The organism is Klebsiella electrica (assembly GCF_006711645.1).
GTDB lineage: Bacteria > Pseudomonadota > Gammaproteobacteria > Enterobacterales > Enterobacteriaceae > Klebsiella > Klebsiella electrica.
The window spans coordinates 911,383-933,084 of record NZ_CP041247.1 but is presented as its reverse complement, the minus strand read 5'-3'; the positions used below and the strand labels follow the sequence as shown (position 1 = coordinate 933,084).

Sequence of the window (21,702 nt, the reverse complement as noted above, 5' to 3'; positions counted from 1 at the left end):
GGAACGCACGCTTAATACATCAAAGAAAAAGGGGGAATGGGGGTTAGATCGTGGGACATCGGGCGAATTGCCCAATCCCCAGCGCCTGTAAAGCTTCAGCGGCGACGGCGGCGGCATGGTCGGCCACCTGCGGCAGCCCCATCAGTTCGCCAAAATAGCCGCGCGCCGCCGGGCCAGAGATCAGCAGATTGGGCAACGCGCGCCCCTCTCGGCCAATCGCCCGGGAGCGAGCATCAACGTCCAGCCCAAGACCCAGCTTATCGACGCGAATCAGACCGCGCCGGGCCAGCTCGCGCAGCAGCGGCTGGCTGTCGATCAGCCCGCCGTGGGCCGGGCCGGTCGTCAGAATCAGGCTATCGACCGTCAGGGCGATGCGCGCACCTTCGCGCGCGGTCAGGGTCAGTCTCAGAGAACGCGCTTCGCTCTCCAGCGCCGTCAGCCGTGCGGCCAGCACCTTCAGACTCCCCTCGCGCTGACGTTGCTCAAGCACCTCGGCGACCTGCGGCGCAATGCGATAACGATGCACATCCCAGTAGCGCCGCAGATGACGCAGGAAGCGCTGACGGTCGGCAAACGTCAGACTCTGCCAGATGTGTTGTCCCTGCTGGCGCACCGCGTCGAGCACCACCTGCCAGGGAAGCCCCTGCTCTGCCGCGCGGGCAACATCGGCGCGCACCTGCCGCAGCCGCTGACGGAGCGAGCCCTGAGCGTACTCGCCCGGCCAGGGCGTCGCAGCGCCGCCGGTGTTGCCCCTGGACAGCAGACCGTGGCGCGAAAAGGCGCTAATCGGTCCGCGGTGGCCGAGCCGGGATAGCGTGGCGATGCAGTCCGCCATCGTCAGCCCGGTTCCCATCACCGCCACCCGCGCATACGGGGCGATTGTCGCCAGACTGTCCGCGCGCCACGGGTTGGCAATCAGCGCCGGATGGTCGTGAAACGGCGCCGCCAGCCGCGGCAGCGCCGGCGGCGGATGGCTAGTCGCCAGAATCAGCACATCGCTTTGCAGCCGACGACCGGTATCGGTGATGAGACCGCTTTCGTCAACGCTCAGCGCCTGTTCGCGCAGGTGAACCAGCCGTCCGCCGCTCGCCTGTACCGCCGCGGCGAAACGCTGGCTGACATAGCGCCCAAACTGGCCGCGCTGGGGGTACAGCGCGCCGTCTTCACGCCGCGCCTGCGGGTCGTCAGCAAAAGCAGGCTGACTACGGTACCAGCGGTCAAAAGCGCCCTCTTCCTCACCGGCCAACTGCATCCGCGAGGCGGGCACGTTGATGCGGTGGCTGGGTTCCGCGGTGGAATAGGCGACGCCTGCGCCAACAACGCTACGCGGCTCCAGCAGCGTCACCCGTAGCCCTTGCGGCATCAGGCCAAGCAGATGAATCGCCACCGCCGCGCCGCTAAAGCCGCCGCCGACAATAACGATGTGAGGTTCAGCGGGCATAGGCCACCGCCTTATAAAAGAAGAAGCGAAACATAGCGACCCCCGCTCAGCTGGCGCTGACCTGTTTTACCGGGCGCTTATCGCCGCCGATGGTTTCACCGAACGGCCCGGTATTGACACCGCGCGCCTTTGGCTGCGCGTTGCTGGCCAGCGGCAGCAGCGGCATCACCAGCTCGGCAAAGCGGTGCGCCTCTTCCAGATGCGGGTAGCCGGAGAAGATAAAGTTAGTGATCCCCAGCGCCTGATATTCACGGATGCGCTCCGCCACCTGCTGCGGATTGCCCACCAGCGCCGTCCCCGCCCCGCCGCGCACCAGCCCAACGCCGGCCCACAGATTTGGCGCGATACGCAGATTGTCGCGGGAACCGTTGTGCAGGGCGCTCATCCGCGCCTGGCCCGCGGAATCCATGCGCGCAAAAATCTTCTGCGCCTGGGCAATGGTGTCATCATCCAGGTGGGCAATCAGCCGGTCGGCGGCGGCCCAGGCCTCCTCTTCCGTTTCACGGACAATCACGTGCAGGCGAATACCGTATTGCAGGGTGCGTCCACGGGCGGCGGCGCGTTCACTGACGATAGCCAGCTTTTCCGCCACTTTTTCCGGCGGCTCGCCCCAGGTTAAGTAGCTGTCGATATGCTCAGCGGCGACGTCGATGGCGTCGTCTGACGAGCCGCCAAAATAGAGCGGCGGGCCATCTTCCTGCACCGGCGGAAACAGCACCTCCGCCCCTTCGACATGAATATGCTTGCCGCGATAGTCCACCTTTTCGCCTTTCAGCAAACGGGAGTACACGTCGAGAAATTCGCGGGTCACCTGGTAGCGTTCACTGTGATTGAGGAAGATCCCATCGCCTTTGTTCTCCACCGGATCGCCGCCGGTCACCACGTTGATCAGCAGCCGCCCCTCCGACAAACGATCGAGGGTAGCCGCCATTCGCGCCGCCAGCGTCGGCGGCTGTAGCCCAGGGCGCACCGCCACCAGATAACGCAGGCGACGGGTCAACGGCGCCAGCGCCGACGCCACCAGCCAGGAGTCCTCGCAGCTTTTTCCGGTCGGAATCAGGACGCCGTAATAGCCAAGGCTATCGGCGGCCAGCGCGACCTGCTGGAGATAAGGTAGATCCACCGGGCGGCCGCCTTCAGTGGTGCCCAGATAACGGCCATCGCCGTGGGTGGGCAAAAACCAGAACACATTGATCTTATCGTTCGCTTTCTGCGTCATTATCCATTTCCTATATAACCATATTCGATATTTATCGAAGAGATGTTTTAATTTGGTTATATGACTGTTAGCGATTATCGTGCCAACGACGAGATGAAAATAAATAAAACAAAATCAATGTATTAAAAAACACGTCCGGCGTCTCAGCTGTTGCAAATGCGTCAGCGCCTGCGTGGGCGCTGTCGGTTTTGCAGCAAACCGGCGGCGTCCCCCTCTGGTGTCTGCCGCCGGCAAAGGATAAGTTCAAAGCGTCATTTAACGGAGGTCCGCCATGCTCAATCCTGAATCCCTGTCCGATACGCCCGTGCTCATCGACCCGGCGTCGAAAGCGTTTCAGAGCCTGCTGGATAAACTGGCGCCCACGGAAGCCACCGTGCTGATCGTCGGCGAAACCGGCACCGGTAAAGAGGTGGTCGCCCGCTATCTTCATCATCACAGCACGCGTCGCCACCAGCCGTTTCTTGCCGTTAACTGCGGCGCGCTGACCGAAAGCCTGGCGGAAGCTGAACTCTTCGGCCATGAAAAAGGCGCCTTTACCGGCGCGGTGCAGAGCCACCCCGGCTGGTTTGAAGCCGCCGAGGGCGGGACCCTGCTGCTCGATGAGATCGGCGAACTCAGCCTGCCGCTGCAGGTTAAGCTGCTGCGCGTGCTGCAGGAGCGGGAAATTACCCGCGTCGGTTCGCGCAAGGCCATCAAAGTGAATGTGCGGGTCATCGCCGCCACCCATGTCGATTTAGCCCAGGCGATCCGCGAACGCCGCTTTCGCGAAGACCTCTACTACCGTTTGAATATCGCCATTGTGCCGCTGCCGCCGCTGCGCCAGCGCCGCCAGGATATTCCTCAGCTGGCCAATCACTTTTTAACGCTATATGCCCGCCGCCTGGGCCGCCCGACCCGCCGCCTGGCGCCGGAAACGCTGGCGAGACTGATGGACTATCCGTGGCCCGGCAATATCCGCGAACTGGAAAATACATTGCATAACGCGGTTCTGCTCAGCAAAGAGGAGGAGATCACGCCCGCGCAGCTGCGGCTGAGCACGTTGCACGATACGCCGGCGACCGCCACGGACAACGAACTGGATAGTTTTATCTATCAGCAGCTTAACCAACCCGGCGAGGCGCTGTGGGAGCGCATGACCGGGGCGCTGATCCGCGGGGCGATGGCCCGCTGCGATGACAACCAAAGTCAGGCGGCGGCGCTGCTGGGCATCAGTCGCCATACCTTACGCACGCAGCTGGCCAACATTGGACTGATTAAAAGCCGTCGGCGACCAGAAATCCCGCCGCGCCCGCTGTCCGGCGCCGTTTCCGCCGACCGCGAGTTACGAATTGGCTATCAGCGCTTTGGCAATCTGGGCATTTTAAAGGCCCGGCAGAGTCTGGAGAGCGCCTTCGCCCATCTTGGCGTCAGCGTGTTGTGGAGCGAATTTCCCGCCGGACCGCAGCTGCTGCACGCCCTCGCCTGTCACGAAATCGATTTTGGCACCACCGGCGAAGCGCCGCCGGTCTTTGCCCAGTCCAGCAACAGCGAGCTGGTGTACGTGGCGTGGGAACCGCCCGCGCCGCAAAGCGTCGCGATGGTTGTCCCGCAGCATAGCGCGATCCGCACAATTGCCGATTTGCGCGGGAAACGTATTGCGCTGAATAAAGGGTCAAACGTACACTGGCTGCTGTTGCAGATTCTCGAGGAGGCGGGGCTGGGCTTAAATGACGTCAGGATTGTCTACACCCCGCCCAAATACCCGCTGACCGCCAGCGACTATCTGGCGGTGGATGCCTGGATGATGTGGGATCCGCTGTTAAGCGACGCCGAACACACCGGGGAGCTACGGGTGGTGGCCAACGGCGAAGGTCGGGTGCAAAACCATCAGTTCTACCTGTCGCGCCGCGACTACGTGACGCGCCACGGCGATATCATGCAGCGCCTGCTGCACGAGCTGACGCAAACCGGGCAGTTTATCGATCGTCGGCGGGATGAAGCCGCCGGGCTGCTGGCGGCGGAGCTGGGGATTAACGTCGCATCGCTCTCGCTGGCGTTGGCCCGCCGCAGCCATCGCCCGCGGATGATGGACCTCAAAGTGATCCGCGCGCAGCAAACTATTGCCGACCGTTTTTATGCGCTGGGTCTGATTGGCAAGCCGGTATCAGTCCGCGAAGCGGTCTGGTACGGCGAGGCCACCAACAGCGAAGCGGGCCTGCTGCTGCACGCCGAGTAAGCCTCTTTGCGGCGCCTCTTCCCGAATGACCCCGTGCCGATAGCCTCTCCGCCACGGCAATGATACCCTTAAGGTTCTGTGAATAAGGGCCGGTTTCGACAGGCTCGCCAGGAGGTATCTGTGGCCGTTCATCTGTTAATTGTCGACGCACTCAATCTGATCCGCCGCATTCATGCGGTGCAGGGGTCCCCCTGCGTTGACACCTGCCTGCACGCGCTGGAGCAGCTCATCATTCATAGCCAGCCCACCCATGCCGTGGCGGTTTTTGATGACGAAGATCGCGCGCAGGGCTGGCGACACCAGCGCCTGCCGGAATACAAAGCCGGACGCGCGCCCATGCCGGAAACCCTCGACGCCGAAATGCCCGCCCTGCGCGCGGCCTTTGAGCAGCGCGGGATCCGCTGCTGGGCTTTAGCAGGCAACGAGGCGGACGACCTCGCCGCCACGCTGGCATGCAAAGTCGCCCATGCCGGACATCAGGCGACGATCGTCTCGACCGATAAAGGCTATTGCCAGCTGCTGTCGCCGACGATTCTGATCCGCGACTACTTTCAGAAACGCTGGCTGGACGCCCCTTTCATCGCCAACGAGTTCGGCGTCACGCCGGAGCAGTTGCCTGATTACTGGGGACTGGCGGGAATAAGCAGTTCAAAAGTCCCGGGGGTCGCCGGAATCGGACCGAAGAGCGCGGCGCAACTGTTAACGGAGTATCAGGATCTGGAGGGCATCTATGCTCAGCTGGCAGAAGTGCCTGAAAAATGGCGTAAAAAACTGGAAGAGCATAAAGAGATGGCCTTTACCTGCCGCGAGATAGCCCGCCTGCAGACCGATTTACAGCTCGACGGCAATTTACAGCAGCTGCGGCTGGCCCCCCAGGCGTAACAGACAGGGCGAAGCCGCCCGGTGATGTAGCCTGCAATCGTACAGGCCAGGATTGACCATCTGTGATGTGACGCACATTGTTTCGGATGCGCAGATGGTGGCAGAACCCGGATAACGAAGCCGTTATCCGGGACGCGACGCGGGCTTAGCGTTCGTCGCGACGACCGCCAACGGCCGCCCACAGGCGACGGACGTGAACGGTCACTTCTTCACGGTCGTGATACAGCTGGCGCGCCTGGATCTGGGCATTAACCCCGTGTTCATCCAGCTGTTCCTGGATATAGGCGAGGTTACGCGACAGCTCTTCATAGCGCTTTTTCATCGGCAGCTTCAGGTTAAAGATGGTTTCCCGGCACCAGCCGTTCACCAGCCACTGCGCCATCAGCGCCGCCACTTTCGCCGGTTTCTCCACCATATCGCACACCATCCATGAGATGTTGTTGCGCGTTGGACGATACTTGAAGCCATCTTCACGCAGCCAGGTCACCTGTCCGGTATCCATCAGACTCTGCGCCATCGGGCCGTTATCCACGGAAGAGACCCACATGTTGCGTTTCACCAGCTGATAGGTCCAGCCGCCGGGACAAGCCCCCAGATCCACCGCATACATCCCGTTGCCCAGACGCTCGTCCCACTCATCTTGCGGGATAAAGACGTGAAACGCCTCTTCCAGCTTCAGCGTAGAACGGCTCGGCGCATCGGACGGGAACTTCAGACGCGGGATCCCCATATAGAACGGCGAGTTGTTGGTGGTGTACGAGTAGCCGGTATAGCAGCAGCCGGGGGCAATAAAGAACACATGCACCACCGGGCGCTTCGGCGTTTCATAGTTAGTGAGCACGCCCGCGTCACGCAGCGCCGCGCGCAGCGGTACCGTCAGCTTACGGCAGAACCTCATCAGCTCTTTGCTTTCATTGGTATCGGCCACTTCCACCCGCAGATCGCCGCCCTTCTCGACCACGCCCTGCAGCATCCCGACGATCGGCGTGATGCGATCTTCCGGCGGCAGGTCGCGCAGCAGTTCGCCGGCTACAAACATCTGACGGGCGAAAACCAGCGAGCTGAACGGCAGTTCACGCACCAGTTTGTCGCCATCTTCCATCTGATAGCACTCAAAAATGACATAGCCGGAGTCTTCTTTCACCCGGGCAAAACCAAACACCTCAAGGCGGGAGGCCTTATCGGTAATTTCTGCTGCGCACTCCTTCTCAAACCCGGGGCGACAATAGAGGACAACCTTATTCATGAACAACGCCCTTACGTTTCAGACGAATTGCACCAATTAACATTAAAACCCAACCGGCGAGGAAGCTCACGCCTCCGACCGGCGTTACGAACGCCCACAGGCGTAAATGCGACAGCGCCAGGCAATAGAGACTGCCGCTGAACAAAACGGTACCGAGCGCCATAAAGACGCTGCTCCAGTAAAACCAGATACTGATACGGCGCTGCATCGCCACCGCCAGACCCAAAATAGCCAGGGTATGGAAGGCCTGGTACTCAAGCCCGGTATGAATCCAGGCCATTTCCGCCGCGCCTAACGACCGGCTTAACACGTGCGCGCCAAAGGCGCCCAGAGCAACAAAGATAAAACCGCTTATCGCGGTGAATATCAGCATAAAACGGCTGGTCATGTTTTTACCCTACAATCATTTATTGTTCGTAACGAAAACGAAATTTTTCTTGTTCGCTCGCCGCTTTCGCCAGTATCCATTGTCGGAAAGCGGCTATTTTACCCAGTTCAGCCTGACTGTCATGACAAACGAGATAAAACGCATTCTTACTGACCAGAACATCATTAAACGGGTAGACCAACCGGCCGGCCTCGATTTCGGACTGGGACATCACATTATTGGCCAGCGCGACCCCTTGCCCGTGAATAGCCGCCTGCAGCACCATCGCGCTGTGGCTGAAAATAGGCCCCTGCTGCACATTAATATGGCTTAGACCCAGCTGACGGGTATAAGTTTGCCAGTCGCGGCGGGAAGCGTCGTGCAACAGCGTATGTTGCGCCAGATCCGCAGGGGTTTTCAATGCTTTGTCTCCGGTAAGCAGCGCCGGCGAACAGACAGGCAGCAGATATTCGGCGTACAATTTTTCGACGCGCAGACCCGGCCAGTTGCCGCGACCGTAGAAAATCGCCACGTCGACGTCATCCGCCAGTTTGTCTTCCTGACGGTCCACGGCCTGGATTCTGACATCAATCCCCGGATAAGCTGAGTTAAAGCTTGAGAGTCGCGGCACCAGCCACTGGATAGCAAAACTGGGCAGTAAACTCACCGTTAAGGCCCCTTTCGCGCTTCGCGCCTGCAGTTTACGCGTTGCCTCGGTCAGCTGCGAAAAAATCTCTTTAATATCCTGAAAATAGCTCTGGCCTTCCTCCGTCAGCAGCAGCGATCGATTGCGGCGGCGAAACAGCTTCAGCCCTAGAAAATCCTCTAGTGACTTGATTTGGTGACTTACTGCGGCCTGCGTCACAAAAAGCTCATCTGCTGCGCGAGTGAAGCTTAGATGACGTGCGGCGGCATCAAAAACACGTAATGCATTCAGGGGCGGTAATCGCTTTGACATGGTTATTCTGGCTTAGATGTTAAGGCGTTTTAACAAACAGGAAACAACAGTTAACCTATTAGTTTTTTTTATCTGAGCCATTATAATTTGTCCGTTGAGGTTCTACCAGCAAATACCTATAGTGGCGGCACTTCCTGAGCCGGAACGAAGAGCTTTTTTTGGAATGCGTGTTCCAACAAGCTTTTGGCTTACGGTTGTGATGTTGTGTTGTTGTGTTTGCAATTGGTCTGTGTTTGCAGACCATGGTAGTTAAGCTACCCTTTTCACTTCCTGTACATTTACCCTGTCTGTCCATAGTGATTTAATGTAGCACCGCAACAAGCGGTGCTTTTTTTTGCCTGTCTGCCGCCGCACTGACCAGAATCTCCTCCTCTCTTCCTTATCGCCAGCCTTGCCCTGATGACTAAATTGCGCGACGATCGGCGTATTGCAACGAGGAACTCCATGAACGCATTCAATCCTGCTCACTTTCGCGCCCAGTTTCCAGCGCTGGCCGATGCCGGCGTGTACCTTGACAGCGCGGCGACGACGCTGAAGCCGCTCGCCACGATTGACGCCAGCGACCAGTTTTACCGCCTCAGCGCGGGCAACGTTCACCGTAGCCAGTTTGCCGCCGCACAGCGTCTGACTGAACGCTATGAAAATGCCCGCGAGCGCGTGGCGGCGCTGCTGAACGCTCCGTACGCGAAAGATATCGTCTGGACGTGCGGCACCACCGAAGCCATCAATATGGTGGCGCAGAGCTATCTTCGCCCGCGCCTGCAACCCGGCGATGAAATCATCGTCAGCGAAGCGGAGCACCATGCCAACCTGGTTCCCTGGCTGATGGTCGCAGAGCAAACCGGCGCCCGGGTAGTGAAGCTGCCCATCGGAGCCGATCGCCTGCCCGACGTCGCCCTCCTGCCTTCTCTTAGTACGCCGCGCAGTCGGCTGCTGGCCATCGGCCAGATGTCCAACGTCACCGGCGGCTGTCCGGACCTGGCAACGGCAATCCGCCATGCGCATGACGCCGGTATGGTGGTGATGGTTGACGGCGCCCAGGGGGCGGTGCATTTTCCCGCCGACGTTCAGCAGCTGGATATCGATTTTTATGCGTTTTCCGGCCATAAACTGTACGGACCGACGGGGATTGGCGCGCTGTATGGCAAAAGCGCGCTGCTGGATGCCATGTCTCCCTGGCTCGGCGGCGGCAAAATGATTACCGAGGTCACCTTCGCCGGGTTTGCCACTCAGCCGGTCCCCTATCGTCTGGAGGCCGGGACGCCAAATATTGCCGGCGTCATTGGCCTGAGCGCGGCGCTGGAGTGGCTGGAAGAGACCGATATCGCCCAGGCTGAAAACTGGAGCCGTAGCCTGGCGACGCTGGCGGAAGATGAGCTGGCGAAGCGGCCAGGCTTTCGTTCCTTCCGCTGTCAGGAGGCCAGCCTGCTGGCATTTGATTTCGCCGGAGTGCATCACAGCGATATGGTGACTCTGCTGGCGGAGTCAGGGATTGCGCTGCGAGCCGGACAGCACTGCGCCCAACCGCTGCTGGCGGCGCTGGGCGTCAGCGGTACCTTGCGCGCCTCGTTTGCCCCCTATAATACACAGGATGATGTTTACGCGTTGGTGCATGCCGTTGACCGCGCTCTGGAAATACTGGTGGATTAATGACAACTTCTCACCCTTTTGCTACCGGCATCACCGCAGAGACCTTACGCCAGACGTTTATCCCGCTCAGCCAGTGGGAAGATAAGTATCGCCAGCTGATTTTATTGGGTAAGCGGCTGCCTGCGCTGTCGGATGACCTGAAAGAACGGGCGAAGGAGATTGCCGGCTGTGAAAACCGCGTCTGGCTGGGCCATACCGTTGATGCTGAGGGTAAGCTGCACTTCTTCGGCGATAGCGAAGGCCGGATTGTGCGCGGTATGCTGGCGGTGCTACTCACTGCGGTAGAGGGGAAAAGCGCCGCCGAGCTGCTGGCTCAGGATCCGCTGATGCTGTTTGATGAGCTGGGGCTGCGCGGTCAGCTGAGCGCCTCGCGCAGTCAGGGGCTGAGCGCGCTGAGCGAAGCAGTTCTCGCCGCCGCCCGCGAGGCTTAATTTCTCTTAAACCTCCCCCGGTGGCGCTACGCTTACCGGGGCTACAATCGGCGCTATATCGTCGCCCGGGCAAGGGGTTACCCGCCGCCCGGGTACACCTTCCTACGCCGCCGAGCGGGTCATTCCCCCGGTGGCGCTGCGCTTACCGGGGCTACGGTCTGCGCTATATCGTAGCCCGGGCAAGGGGTTACCCGCAGCCCGGGTACATCTTCCTACTCCGCCGAGCGGGTACATTCCCCGGTGGAGCTGCGCTTACCGGGGCGACGGTCTGCGCCGTATCATCGTCTGGGGAATTACCCGGCTGAATCCGCTTCTCGCTCCGCCTTCGCCAGCATTTTCTTCAGCGCATGGGACACGGCGACAAAACCGAAGGTCGCGGTGACCATCGTCGCTGCGCCAAATCCGGAGGCGCAATCCATCCGTTTCGGGCCATCGGCGGTGCTCTTCATGGCGCAAACGCTGCCGTCGGCCTGCGGATAGACCAGCGCTTCGGTCGAGAAGACGCAATCCACTCCCAGCTTACCTTTGCTGTTCTTCACTACCCCGAACTGACTTTTTAACCGCTCGCGCAGCTTTGCCGCCAGCGGATCCTGGATGGTTTTCGCCAGATCGGCTACCTGAATCTGCGTCGGGTCGATTTGCCCGCCCGCGCCGCCGGTGGTCACCAGCGGCACCTTATAACGGCGACAGTACGCGATTAACGCCGCCTTGGGCCGTACGCTGTCAATCGCATCAATCACATAGCTGAAGCCGACGCCGAGATACTCCGCGACGTTTTCCGGCGTGACAAAATCGTCCACGACCGTCACCCGACACTCGGGGTTAATCAGGCGAATACGCTCGGCCATCACCTCGGCTTTCGCCAGGCCGACGTTGCCCCCCAGGGCATGAACCTGTCGGTTAGTGTTAGTGACGCAGACATCATCCATATCAATCAGGGTAATCGCGCCAATCCCGGTTCTTGCCAGCGCTTCCGCCGCCCAGGAGCCCACGCCGCCGATACCGACCACGCAAACATGCGCACCGGCAAAACATTGCAGCGCTTTTTCACCATATAAACGCGCCGTGCCGCCAAAGCGTTGACGCCAGGCATCGCTGATTACAACAGACATAAAACCTCAGAATGCATCAGGGCCTGCCAGCGCAAGCCCCGTCGTGCGAATAAAAAATAGATGCGACCGCCAGGTAACCCCGGAGGCGGCGCGTTGCGCCAGTCCGGGCGACAAAAAATGGACGGTAGCGCGTTAACCGCTAAAGACGTTGCCGGCGCCCGGGGCATTTTTCAGCACCCAGACGCGACCATAGTGGTTATACCAACCGGCGCGGTGGCCGGCATCTGCGCCGATCCCCTGGTAGATATCGAAGTGCTGGCCTTTAATCGCCCCACCCACATCCAGCGCAACCATCAGACGCAGCTCGTACTGGCCGTTAAACTTGCCTTTATTATCCAGCAGAGGCACTTCCGCCAGCAAGGTCGTTCCCGGCGGAATAATGCTGCGATCGGAAGCCACCGAGGCGCGACCAATCAGCGGCACCGCGCTGGCGCCTTTTACCGGAGCAAAGGACTGCGGTTTAAAGAAGACGAACGACGGGTTCTGTTCAAGCAGCTCGCGAACTTCGGCTTCACTGTGTTTCTCGCCCCATTCCCGGATTGCCTGCATCGACATGTCTTCTTTCTTCACTTCACCGCGATCGATCAGGACTTTACCAATGCTGCGATATGACCAGCCATTTTTCCCGGCATAGCTAAAGAAGTTCAGCGGCGAGCCGTCGCCAAAATCAATATAGCCGCTGCCCTGAACGTCCATAATAAAGTTGTCCATCAGCGAGTTGCTGTAGGCCAGAACATAGGCGTCGCTCAGGCCGCCAGCGTAAATGCTGGCGCGGGACGGCAGCTTACCGCGCTTCGGCGGCATGCGATAAATCGGGTACTGAAATTCACCCTGACGGGTATGGCGCGCCTGCACCACCGGGGTGTAGTAACCGGTGAACTGAACGTTACCGTAGCTATCGGCGCCCTGCATCTGCCAGGCATCAATGCCGAACTGGCTCAGGGTGCGGGTATCACCACCGGCACGCAGCCACTCCTGCAGCGCGTTATAGACGTTGCTCTGGCTATTATAAAGGCGCGGAGACGCGCTGCGGATCTGACGGACCTGCTCGGAGAAGTCCCCGGCGTTAATTGGCGAACCGACCGCATCAGGCTGGTTAACCAAAGAGAACGGCTGGGTAAACTTCCCTTCACTATACTGCTGGCCGCGATCGGTCGGTTTTGAGGAACAGGCGGCGAGCATCGCCAGCATTGCTCCTGTCGCTATATACTTTGCCCAACATCCTTTCATGGTATCTCTTCTTTATGCTGCTTAGCCGCGGTTCGTGATGAGGGAAGATAACAAACCCCCAGGGCTATTGAAATGCGCGAAAGCACCACAAATACAACATTGCGCAAAAAACCAGCCGAAAGTGGTTCTTTATACAGCATTTATTACAAATTTGATGATTTTACTGAAAAAGGGTTGCATCAAAACGCGAGCGGAGTATAGTGCGCTTCCACGGACGCGGGGTGGAGCAGCCTGGTAGCTCGTCGGGCTCATAACCCGAAGGTCGTCGGTTCAAATCCGGCCCCCGCAACCAATTAAAATCAGATAGCAGTAAGCTTTACTCGATGGAAGAGTAAAGACGGACGCGGGGTGGAGCAGCCTGGTAGCTCGTCGGGCTCATAACCCGAAGGTCGTCGGTTCAAATCCGGCCCCCGCAACCAATTTAAAATCTGATGCGCAATTTACTCGATGAAGAGTAAAAACGGACGCGGGGTGGAGCAGCTTGGTAGCTCGTCGGGCTCATAACCCGAAGGTCGTCGGTTCAAATCCGGCCCCCGCAACCAACACAATGAACACCCTGACGGGTGTTTTTTTGTTTCTGCGTACCGCTCACGGTTGCACCAGCGTCCTCTCCCGTTCTCACAACAGACCGACTTACTGGCGTTAGTCAACCGCGCGTTCTCTGTCCGCGTCAAGGCTCGCCTGTTCTTGCCCGCATAATGCCAGACGCGCCATCGCCTTCCGTTGCGCAGCGGACATGGCGCGCTGACGAATAGCCCCGATGCGGCTTATCGTGTTGCCAGACTCACAGCAGAGCCAGCAGGAAAATCAGCTCGCCCAGCTCAATCGCCGCCCCCAGCGTGTCACCGGTTTGCCCGCCCAGCGTACGTTTCAGCAGCTGGCCGAGGATAAAAATGGCCACTATGGCGATCCCCAACGCCACCACGCCGTGCATGCCGGGCAACAATATGGCGGCGAGAATTGCCGCTAAGCCCAACGTGACGCAGGTTTGCCGCCCGTTAACCTTGCCGATAAAGATGTTACCCAGCCCTTCTTCGCGGGCGTAACGATGGCGGTACATCAGCAGCACACAGACGCCACGCCCGGCGGCGCAGGCGGCCGCCAGTGCGGCCAGCACCGACGTTCCACGCAGCGCCAGCTCGCTGACCACCAGCACTTTTGCCAGTAAAACAAAAATAAGCGCCAGTCCGCCGTGGGTTCCCAGTCGGCTGTCGCGCATAATCTCCAGCATCCGTTCCCGACGGCGTGCGGAAAAGACGCCATCGCAGGTATCGGCGAGACCATCGAGGTGAAAACCACCGGTCAACAGCGCCAGCGCTAAAATGCTAAACAGCGCGGCAAGCGGCAGACCGCACCAGGATTGAACGGCAAGAAACACCAGCCCGCTTAACCCTCCCAGCAACGCCCCGACCAACGGGAAAGTGACGATCCCCCGGACATACCGATCGATCTCAAGCCCCTGCGACCAGCGATCCGGCACCGGTAAGCGGCTGAGAAAAGAGAGCGTTGCCCAGAATAATTTGATCATTTAATTTTGACTCCAATACCTGATACCACCAGCCAGACCTCATCCGCTGCCGCCGCCAGGCGCTGGTTAACCCGGCCGGCAATATCGCGAAAATGCCGCGCAAGGCGGTTTTCCGGGACAATCCCCATCCCCACTTCATTGGTCACCAGCACCACTTTTGCCGGGCAGCGCTGGCACGCGGCAATCAGCGAGTGAATCTCATCGTCTATCACCCGCTCCATTGCCGCATAATCCCAGTCGTCCGGGGAGCGCTCGCCCCCCTCGGCAAACAGCATGTTGGTCACCATGGTCGTCATACACTCCAGCAGCACGGCTTCTTGCGGATCGTTATGCGGCGTAATGACCTCATCGAGATGGCGCCAGCGCTCGACGGTGCACCAGTGCGCCGGGCGGCTATCGCGGTGGTGCTGGACCCGCTGGGCCATTTCGTCATCCACGATCTGCGAGGTCGCGAGGTACAAAACCTGCGCTGAATCGGCGATCAGCGCCTCGGCGTGGCGGCTTTTCCCGCTGCGGGCGCCGCCGGTAACCAGAATCAGCATGATGGCTCCTGATGCTGCTGCATAATGCGGTAAATCTTTTCAATATCAATATGCTGGCGCATGGCGGCGGCCAGGATATCGAACTGCTGCGCTTTATATTGCGCATAGTGAAGCGTGGTATCCAGCGCCTCCAGCCCTTTGCGCCGACGCAGGCCGTTGACCAGTGCGCGGGTGAAATCATCGCTGTCGAACAGGCCGTGCAGGTAAGTTCCGAACACCAGCCCGTCGTCCGTCATCGCGCCGTCCGCCGTCTGCTCGCCGTCTTTCTCCCGTTGCATCACCGGACGGCAGCGCCCGTTAAGGGTCGTTTCCCCCATATGAATTTCGTAACCGCGCACCCGCAGGGCAGACGCTCCCGCCAGCCAGTCCGGCAGCGCGCTTGCCATTGTCGCCTCGACCCGAGTGGTGGTTTTATGTCGGGCAAATTGCGTCACTGTGTCGAGCAGGCCGAGTCCGGGCAGCGCTCCCAGACCGGACTCCACTTCATCGACAATCGCCTCACCCAGCATTTGATAGCCGCCACAAATCCCCAGCAGCGGAATCCCCTGCTGATGCGCCTGCAAGATGCCCGTCTCCATTCCGCTGTCGCGCAGCCACAGCAGATCGCCCAGCGTATTTTTACTGCCGGGCAGGATAACCAGATCGGCCTGCGTCAGATCCTGCGGGTGCCGTACATAGCGCACGCGAACATCCGGTTGCGCCGCCAGCGCATTGAAATCGGTGAAGTTTGAGGTATGGGGAAGCTGCACGACCGCGATGTCGATTTCGCGCTGCGCGGTACGCAGATACTTGCCTTTCTGCAGCGCCACGCTGTCTTCATCCTCCAGATCGACCTCCAGCCACGGCAGCACTCCCAGCACGGGGACGCCAGTTAATGCTTCGATCTGTTCGATTCCAGAATAGAGCAGCGCGATATCACCGCGAAATTTATTGATAATGACCCCTTTCACCCTCGCGCGCTCCCGTTCCTCAAGTAGCGCCAGCGTCCCGTAGATCGCAGCAAAGACGCCCCCTCTGTCGATGTCGGCAACAAGGATAACCGGGCACTGCGCCATCTCCGCCATCCCCATATTGACGATATCGCGATCGCGCAGGTTGATCTCCGCCGGGCTACCGGCCCCTTCCAGAACCAGCACCTCATACTCCTGCGCCAGGCTGCGATAGACCGAGAGGATCTGTTCGCGCAGGCGCGGTTTATACTCGTGGTAGCTCACCGCATCCATATCGGTCGCCACTTTGCCCATCAGCACCACCTGAGCTTTCAGGTCGCTGATGGGTTTCAGCAAGACAGGGTTCATCCGCACGTCGGGTTCGATACCGGCGGCTTCGGCCTGAAAGATCTGCGCCCGGCCCATCTCTTTACCGTCCGCCGTGATCCCCGAATTAAGCGCCATATTCTGCGATTTAAACGGCGCCGTACGCCGGCCATCCTGATAAAAAATGCGGCATAAACCGGCCACCAGCACGCTTTTACCGACATCGGACGCCGTTCCCTGCAACATGATTGCCTGCGTCATGAGCCCTCCTCGCTCGTGTTTTCTCGCATTATTCTCCCATCCTGCTCTGTTTTATGCTGCTACCGCCCCGCTGCCAGAAGGCCATGCGGATCTCTTCTCAGGCCATCCCTGTCCATAGATACCGCACGGCCATAAACATCGCCAGCGCCAGCGTCGAGGCGACCCACATCAGGCGCAGGGCGCGAGGAATATCCTCGACCGAAATATCGCGTACGGCGTCGCCAATCCAGGGTTTGTCCACCCGCTGGCCAAAATAGTCATTCGGGCCGCCGAGTCGGATACCTAACGCGCCGGCGACGCTGGCTTCCGACCATGCGCAGTTGGGGCTGCTGTGTTGATAGCGATCGCGCCAGCCAATACGCAGAGCGCCCGCGCCGTCGTAGCGACATAGCCACGCCGCGAGGCTCAACAGCAGCCAGCTCAGACGCGCGGGAAGACAGTTCGCCACATCGTCAAGCCGGGCGCTGACCATACCAATGGCGCGATATTTTTCATGTTTATACCCCACCATGGAGTCGAGGGTGTTGACCGCTTTATAGGCCATCGCCAGCGGCGCGCCGCCCAGCAGCAGGAAGAACAGCGGCGCAATAATGCCATCGACGGTGTTTTCTGCAACCGTCTCCACCACCGCGCGATTTATCTGTTCCGGTTGTAGCCGCGCGGTCTCGCGCCCGACAATCCATGAGAGCTTTTCCCGGCTTAGCGCCACATCGCCCGCGCGCAGCGGGCGTTCGACTTCCCGTGCGGAATCCGCAAGGCAACGTCCGGCCAGGACCGTAAAGATCATCCACACTTCAACGCCCCAGCCCAGCCAGGGATGGAGGCTTGCCGCCAGTTTCAGTACGCTCCAGGCGAGGAGCCAGGTCAGGCCGACCACCGTCAGCCACATCAGCGCGCCGCCGACGCGCAGCGCGCGGTCGCTATGGCAATACCAGCGCACGATACGTTGAGTCAAGGTGATGAGATTGCCTATCCAGCGTACCGGATGCGGCCAGCGCGGCGGGTCGCCGATGATAAAATCGAGAATCCAGGCCACGCACCAGGCAAGTAGCGTCATCGCCCGGGCCTCGTAGCCGCCAGCATACGGGCGCCAATGGATGAATGCAGTCGTACCGCCATACCCTGTTCCTGTTCAGGGTGGTCGGGGTGTCACAGTGCGCCTGACGCCGTTTGGCGACGGCACGCATCTGAGCCCCACTTCCCACCGAAGTTGTTGGTCATGACCGACAGACAGGTTTGCTGGCTTAGCGTCTTCCTCGCCCTTTCCGGATCAGCGGCCGGTGGGATTTACGGGGTTGTCAGCATGACAGCCGCGGGGCTGCGACCTGGCACCTGTTGGTCTCCTGCCGCTGCATGCGGGCTCTCGTCAGCCGGGGAGTCTGAAACAGCAGGCGGCCTATTATGCCATACGCCGGAGCCGGTCGCTTGCCGTCAGACGGCGGCGGCGAGGATGGCGCTGAGTGCCGTAAGCAGCTGCTGATTCTCCTCAGGGCTGCGAATCGCCACGCGATAATAGCCGTTTTCCAGTCCCGGATAGTTAGCGCAGCTGCGAACCAGAATATGCTGTTGCAGCAACGCCTGTTGCAGATCGAGCCCCGGGAGGTGGCAACGTAAAAAAAGATAGTTCGCCCGCCCGGGATACACGGTCAGGCCGGGAAGCTGGCGGAGGGTCTGATAAAAGCGGCTTCCCTCCTGCGCCAGCCATCGCCAGGTGGCCTGCTGATAGGCGCGATCCTTAAGCGCTATTGCCCCCGCCAGAGCGGCAAACGCATTGATCGACCACGGCATTTGTTTCTCACGCAGTCGGGCCACCGCCCGCTCGTCGCTGTTAACCAGATAGCCCAGACGCAGGCCGGGAATGGCGTAAAATTTGGTGAGCGAGCGGAGCACCCAGATATGCGGATTATGCTGTAGAAAGGGGATAAATCCCGGCTGCTCGGGAATGAAATCGATAAACGCTTCATCAAGAATAAGCGCGATGCCGGCGTCCCGGCAGCGGGCGGCAATCGCGTCAAGCAGCGGGCGTGCCGGCAGCAGGCCGGTCGGATTATTGGGCGTACAGAGGAACAAACAGTCCAGCTCTGGCGTCAGCACATCGAGAATCGCGTCGGTCAACTGCCAGCCATCCCCTTCACGCAGCGCGAACTCGAGGAGAGTGCAATCCACCGTCTGCAGCGCGCGGCGATATTCCGCAAAACCGGGCTTCACCACCATCGCCGTGCGCGGCTTCAGCCCGTGCACGAGCGTAAAAATGGATTCGGTTTCGCCATTGCCAGCCAGCACCCACGATGCGGGAATACGGTGGTGTTCCGCCAGCGCAAGGTGCAGCTGCTGGTATTCAACGTCAGGGTAGCGCTCCGCCAGGGCAAGATTATCGATAAGCGCACGTCTGACGCTTTCCGGCATGCCAAGAGGATTAATATTGGCGCTGAAATCCCGCAGCTGCTGCGCCTCAATGCCCAGCAGCGCAGCGGCTTCCCGGGTATTACCGCCGTGCACGCTCTTCAGTAGCGCCATCTTCCGCTCCCGTATTATCCGCGCCTTGCCAGCGTGGCGCCGTCGGCGAAGTAGGCTTTAATCCCCGCCAGAATCGACTCCGCCACCTGCTGCTGGAAGGTTGCCGTTTTCAGCTTCCGCTCTTCTTCGACGTTACTGATAAACGCCGTCTCCACCAGGATCGACGGAATATCCGGCGCTTTCAGCACCGCAAAGCCCGCCTGCTCGACCTGATTTTTATGCAACTTATTGATTCCGCCCATTTTTTGCAGAACCGCTTTACCAAACTTCAGGCTATCGGCGATGGTCAGCGACTGCACCATATCGAACATCGTATGGTCGACATAGCGATCGCCGCTCTTGCTGACGCCCCCGATCAGGTCAGAGGCATTCTGGGTCTGCGCGAGGAATTTCGCGGCGGTACTGGTGGCGCCTTTGGTTGACAGGGCAAATACCGAGGAGCCTCGCGGCTGTCGGCTGGTAAAGGCATCGGCGTGAATCGACACAAACAGGTCAGCGCGCTGCTTTTGCGCTTTGGCCACGCGAACCTTCAGCGGAATGAAGACATCTTCATTGCGGGTCATGTAGGCGCGCATGTTGCCCTCTTTTTCGATCAGCGCCCGTAGCCGACGGGCAATCTGCAGCACCACATCTTTCTCACGGGTATGGTATTTGCCGATCGCGCCGGAGTCTTCGCCGCCGTGGCCTGGGTCAAGCATGATAACGATAGGCCGATCGCGCCCGGCTTTACCCGGCTTCGGCCCGCTTTCTGCCGGAGGAACCTGACGTTCAAGATCGCCCTTGTTGTAATCTTCCAGTAACGCCAGTAGCGGATCCTGAACATCGGTGGCGTTCGCAGGATAGAGATCCATCACCAGACGTTCTTTAAAGCCGGCCACCGGCGCCAGGGCAAAGAGCTGCGGTTTGATGTTCTGCTTGAGTTCAAAGACCATGCGCACGGTTTGCGGATCAAACTGGCCGACGCGCGCGGACTTAATATAAGGGTCATCATCGCGAATACTCGCCCCCATCCCCTTTAACACGGAGTTAAGATTGACGCCTTCGAGATCCACCACCAGCCGTTCCGGATTGCTCAACGCAAACTGCCGATATTTCAGCACATGACTGGATTCTACCGTTACACGCGTATAGGTCGACGACGGCCAGACGCGCACGGCGACGACCTGCGCGGCAGCCGCTAAACCCAGCGGGCTGACGCTCATTAACCACATTGCGCCTGCCCCCTGTAAAAAACGACGACGGCTTAATCCTGACTTGTATCCCGGCATGCCACTCCCAAGCAAAAAAACGTATTCGAACTCAAAACAGACAGATTGACCGGAAACTTTAACGAAAGCTGCATAACCTGTCATCAATAAAAGGGTAAACAATCTCAGGCAATACGCATTTGATCACAGATTTTTCTCAGTTTCGTCGCAAATTTAGACTTGCGTTTAGCTACGAAACAGAATAAAAATACACTAATTACGAATAATCATGCATTGAGGGTTGAGTCATGGTGAAGGAGCGTCGCACCGAACTGGTAGAAGGATTCCGCCATTCTGTCCCCTATATTAACGCTCATCGGGGAAAAACGTTTGTCATCATGCTCGGCGGAGAAGCAATCGAGCATGAGAATTTCTCCAGTATTGTCAATGACATTGGCCTTTTGCATAGCCTGGGCATCCGCCTGGTGGTGGTCTATGGCGCGCGCCCGCAGATTGACGCCAATCTGGCAGAGCATCACCACGAGCCGGTCTACCATAAACAGACCCGCGTCACCGATGCCAAAACCCTTGAACTGGTCAAGCAGGCTGCGGGCATGCTGCAGCTGGAAATTACCGCGCGTCTGTCGATGAGCCTGAATAACACCCCGCTGCAGGGCGCCCATATCAACGTGGTGAGCGGCAACTTTATTATCGCTCAGCCGCTGGGCGTCGACGACGGCGTGGATTATTGCCATAGCGGGCGCATCCGCCGTATTGATGAAGAGGCGATCCATCGCCAGCTGGATAACGGCGCTATCGTGCTGATGGGCCCGGTTGCCGTTTCGGTCACCGGCGAAAGCTTCAATCTGACCTCGGAAGAGATTGCCACTCAGTTGGCCGTTAAGCTGAAGGCCGAAAAGATGATCGGTTTCTGCTCTTCGCAGGGGGTTTACAACCAGGATGGGGTGATTGTTTCCGAACTGTTCCCCAACGAAGCTCAGGCGCGCGTGGAAGAGCTGGAGGCGGAAGAGGATTACAACTCCGGCACGGTGCGTTTTCTGCGCGGTGCCGTGAAGGCCTGTCGCAGCGGCGTGCGGCGTTGTCACCTGATCAGCTATCAGGAAGACGGGGCGCTGCTGCAGGAGCTGTTCTCACGCGACGGTATCGGCACCCAGATCGTCATGGAAAGCGCCGAGCAGATTCGTCGCGCTACCATTAACGATATCGGCGGTATTCTTGAGCTGATTAGCCCGCTGGAGCAACAGGGCATTCTGGTGCGCCGCTCCCGCGAGCAGCTGGAGATGGAAATCGATAAATTCACGATTATTCAGCGCGATAACACCACGATTGCCTGCGCCGCGCTCTATCCGTTCCCGGAAGAGAAAATCGGCGAAATGGCCTGCGTCGCGGTGCATCCGGACTATCGTAGCTCATCGCGCGGGGAAGTGCTGCTGAACCGCATTGCCACCCAGGCGAAGCAGATGGGATTGAGCAAATTGTTTGTCCTTACCACTCGCAGTATTCACTGGTTCCAGGAGCGCGGCTTCACGCCGGTCGATATCGATCTGCTGCCGGAAAGTAAGAAAGAGATGTACAACTACCAGCGCCGCTCCAAAGTCATGATGGCCGACCTCGGCTGATGTCACCTCCGCCCCGAAGC

Annotated in this window: 18 protein-coding genes and 3 tRNA genes; 8 read left to right on the top strand and 13 right to left on the bottom strand. The window is 59.4% G+C overall.

All coding sequences use genetic code 11. The annotated features are described in order from the left end of the window. Positions 1-43 precede the first annotated feature (43 nt). On the bottom strand, positions 44-1,441 hold the full coding sequence (locus Electrica_RS04475) for an FAD/NAD(P)-binding protein (protein ID WP_141963631.1): 1,398 nt from the start codon (positions 1,439-1,441) through the stop codon (positions 44-46). Positions 1,442-1,487: 46 nt separating this feature from the next. Continuing rightward, complete coding sequence (gene ssuD / locus Electrica_RS04470) at positions 1,488-2,660, bottom strand: FMNH2-dependent alkanesulfonate monooxygenase (protein WP_131048680.1); 1,173 nt, start codon at positions 2,658-2,660, stop codon at positions 1,488-1,490. Between the two features lie 271 nt (positions 2,661-2,931). Here ssuD and Electrica_RS04465 point away from each other — a divergent pair, with 271 nt between their 5' ends. Both Electrica_RS04465 and xni read left to right on the top strand, forming a co-directional pair. After that, positions 2,932-4,875 carry a sigma-54-dependent Fis family transcriptional regulator gene (locus Electrica_RS04465; RefSeq protein ID WP_141963629.1) on the top strand — a complete coding sequence of 648 codons (1,944 nt, stop codon included), beginning with the start codon at positions 2,932-2,934 and terminating at the stop codon, positions 4,873-4,875. 120 nt (positions 4,876-4,995) lie between these two features. Further along, positions 4,996-5,757, top strand: a complete 762-nt coding sequence (gene xni, locus Electrica_RS04460) for a flap endonuclease Xni (RefSeq protein WP_141963626.1) — start codon at positions 4,996-4,998, stop codon at positions 5,755-5,757. 145 nt (positions 5,758-5,902) lie between these two features. On the opposite strand, the gene rlmM is transcribed toward xni, so the two are convergent. Genes rlmM through gcvA form a run of 3 tightly spaced genes read right to left on the bottom strand, consistent with a single transcriptional unit; the run spans position 5,903 to position 8,328 of the window. After that, a complete protein-coding gene (gene rlmM / locus Electrica_RS04455; protein ID WP_141963624.1) occupies positions 5,903-7,003 on the bottom strand; it encodes a 23S rRNA (cytidine(2498)-2'-O)-methyltransferase RlmM in 1,101 nt (366 codons plus the stop codon). Next, a complete protein-coding gene (locus Electrica_RS04450) occupies positions 6,996-7,391 on the bottom strand; it encodes a DUF423 domain-containing protein (RefSeq protein WP_100684494.1) in 396 nt (131 codons plus the stop codon). The genes rlmM and Electrica_RS04450 overlap by 8 nt, the downstream gene beginning before the upstream one ends. A 19-nt stretch (positions 7,392-7,410) precedes the next feature. Further along, a complete protein-coding gene (gene gcvA / locus Electrica_RS04445; RefSeq protein WP_141963622.1) occupies positions 7,411-8,328 on the bottom strand; it encodes a glycine cleavage system transcriptional regulator GcvA in 918 nt (305 codons plus the stop codon). A gap of 444 nt (positions 8,329-8,772) precedes the next feature. Here gcvA and csdA point away from each other — a divergent pair, with 444 nt between their 5' ends. Next, positions 8,773-9,978, top strand: coding sequence for a cysteine desulfurase CsdA (csdA, locus tag Electrica_RS04440; RefSeq protein ID WP_141963620.1), 1,206 nt, complete (start codon positions 8,773-8,775; stop codon positions 9,976-9,978). Continuing rightward, positions 9,978-10,409, top strand: a complete 432-nt coding sequence (gene csdE / locus Electrica_RS04435; RefSeq protein ID WP_131048676.1) for a cysteine desulfurase sulfur acceptor subunit CsdE — start codon at positions 9,978-9,980, stop codon at positions 10,407-10,409. Before csdA ends, csdE begins: the two co-directional genes overlap by 1 nt. A 293-nt stretch (positions 10,410-10,702) precedes the next feature. On the opposite strand, the gene tcdA is transcribed toward csdE, so the two are convergent. Both tcdA and mltA read right to left on the bottom strand, forming a co-directional pair. After that, positions 10,703-11,521: a tRNA cyclic N6-threonylcarbamoyladenosine(37) synthase TcdA gene (gene tcdA, locus Electrica_RS04430; protein ID WP_131048675.1), complete on the bottom strand. Its 819-nt coding sequence runs from the start codon at positions 11,519-11,521 to the stop codon at positions 10,703-10,705. Positions 11,522-11,653: 132 nt separating this feature from the next. Further along, positions 11,654-12,751, bottom strand: a complete 1,098-nt coding sequence (gene mltA, locus Electrica_RS04425; RefSeq protein WP_100684490.1) for a murein transglycosylase A — start codon at positions 12,749-12,751, stop codon at positions 11,654-11,656. A 215-nt stretch (positions 12,752-12,966) separates the two neighbouring features. Between mltA and Electrica_RS04420 the strand changes: the two genes are divergently transcribed. The 3 genes from Electrica_RS04420 to Electrica_RS04410 all read left to right on the top strand — a co-directional run bounded on the left by Electrica_RS04420 (position 12,967) and on the right by Electrica_RS04410 (position 13,293). Next, positions 12,967-13,043, top strand: a tRNA-Met gene (locus Electrica_RS04420). A 50-nt stretch (positions 13,044-13,093) separates the two neighbouring features. Beyond that, a tRNA-Met gene (locus tag Electrica_RS04415) sits at positions 13,094-13,170 on the top strand. Positions 13,171-13,216: 46 nt separating this feature from the next. Next, a tRNA-Met gene (locus Electrica_RS04410) sits at positions 13,217-13,293 on the top strand. A 242-nt stretch (positions 13,294-13,535) separates the two neighbouring features. Here Electrica_RS04410 and cobS read toward each other — a convergent pair. The 6 genes from cobS to amiC form a co-directional block, all read right to left on the bottom strand. Further along, on the bottom strand, positions 13,536-14,279 hold the full coding sequence (gene cobS / locus Electrica_RS04405) for an adenosylcobinamide-GDP ribazoletransferase (protein WP_131048674.1): 744 nt from the start codon (positions 14,277-14,279) through the stop codon (positions 13,536-13,538). Further along, positions 14,276-14,821 carry a bifunctional adenosylcobinamide kinase/adenosylcobinamide-phosphate guanylyltransferase gene (gene cobU, locus Electrica_RS04400; protein ID WP_141963618.1) on the bottom strand — a complete coding sequence of 182 codons (546 nt, stop codon included), beginning with the start codon at positions 14,819-14,821 and terminating at the stop codon, positions 14,276-14,278. The genes cobS and cobU overlap by 4 nt, the downstream gene beginning before the upstream one ends. Beyond that, complete coding sequence (locus Electrica_RS04395; RefSeq protein WP_141963616.1) at positions 14,815-16,338, bottom strand: cobyric acid synthase; 1,524 nt, start codon at positions 16,336-16,338, stop codon at positions 14,815-14,817. Before Electrica_RS04395 ends, cobU begins: the two co-directional genes overlap by 7 nt. A gap of 97 nt (positions 16,339-16,435) precedes the next feature. Next, positions 16,436-17,395, bottom strand: coding sequence for an adenosylcobinamide-phosphate synthase CbiB (cbiB, locus tag Electrica_RS04390; protein ID WP_141963614.1), 960 nt, complete (start codon positions 17,393-17,395; stop codon positions 16,436-16,438). A gap of 374 nt (positions 17,396-17,769) precedes the next feature. After that, on the bottom strand, positions 17,770-18,855 hold the full coding sequence (gene cobD, locus Electrica_RS04385; RefSeq protein WP_141963612.1) for a threonine-phosphate decarboxylase CobD: 1,086 nt from the start codon (positions 18,853-18,855) through the stop codon (positions 17,770-17,772). 14 nt (positions 18,856-18,869) lie between these two features. After that, a complete protein-coding gene (gene amiC, locus Electrica_RS04380; RefSeq protein ID WP_100684484.1) occupies positions 18,870-20,123 on the bottom strand; it encodes an N-acetylmuramoyl-L-alanine amidase AmiC in 1,254 nt (417 codons plus the stop codon). A 227-nt stretch (positions 20,124-20,350) separates the two neighbouring features. Here amiC and argA point away from each other — a divergent pair, with 227 nt between their 5' ends. Further along, on the top strand, positions 20,351-21,682 hold the full coding sequence (argA, locus tag Electrica_RS04375) for an amino-acid N-acetyltransferase (RefSeq protein WP_004867060.1): 1,332 nt from the start codon (positions 20,351-20,353) through the stop codon (positions 21,680-21,682). Positions 21,683-21,702: the final 20 nt, after the last annotated feature.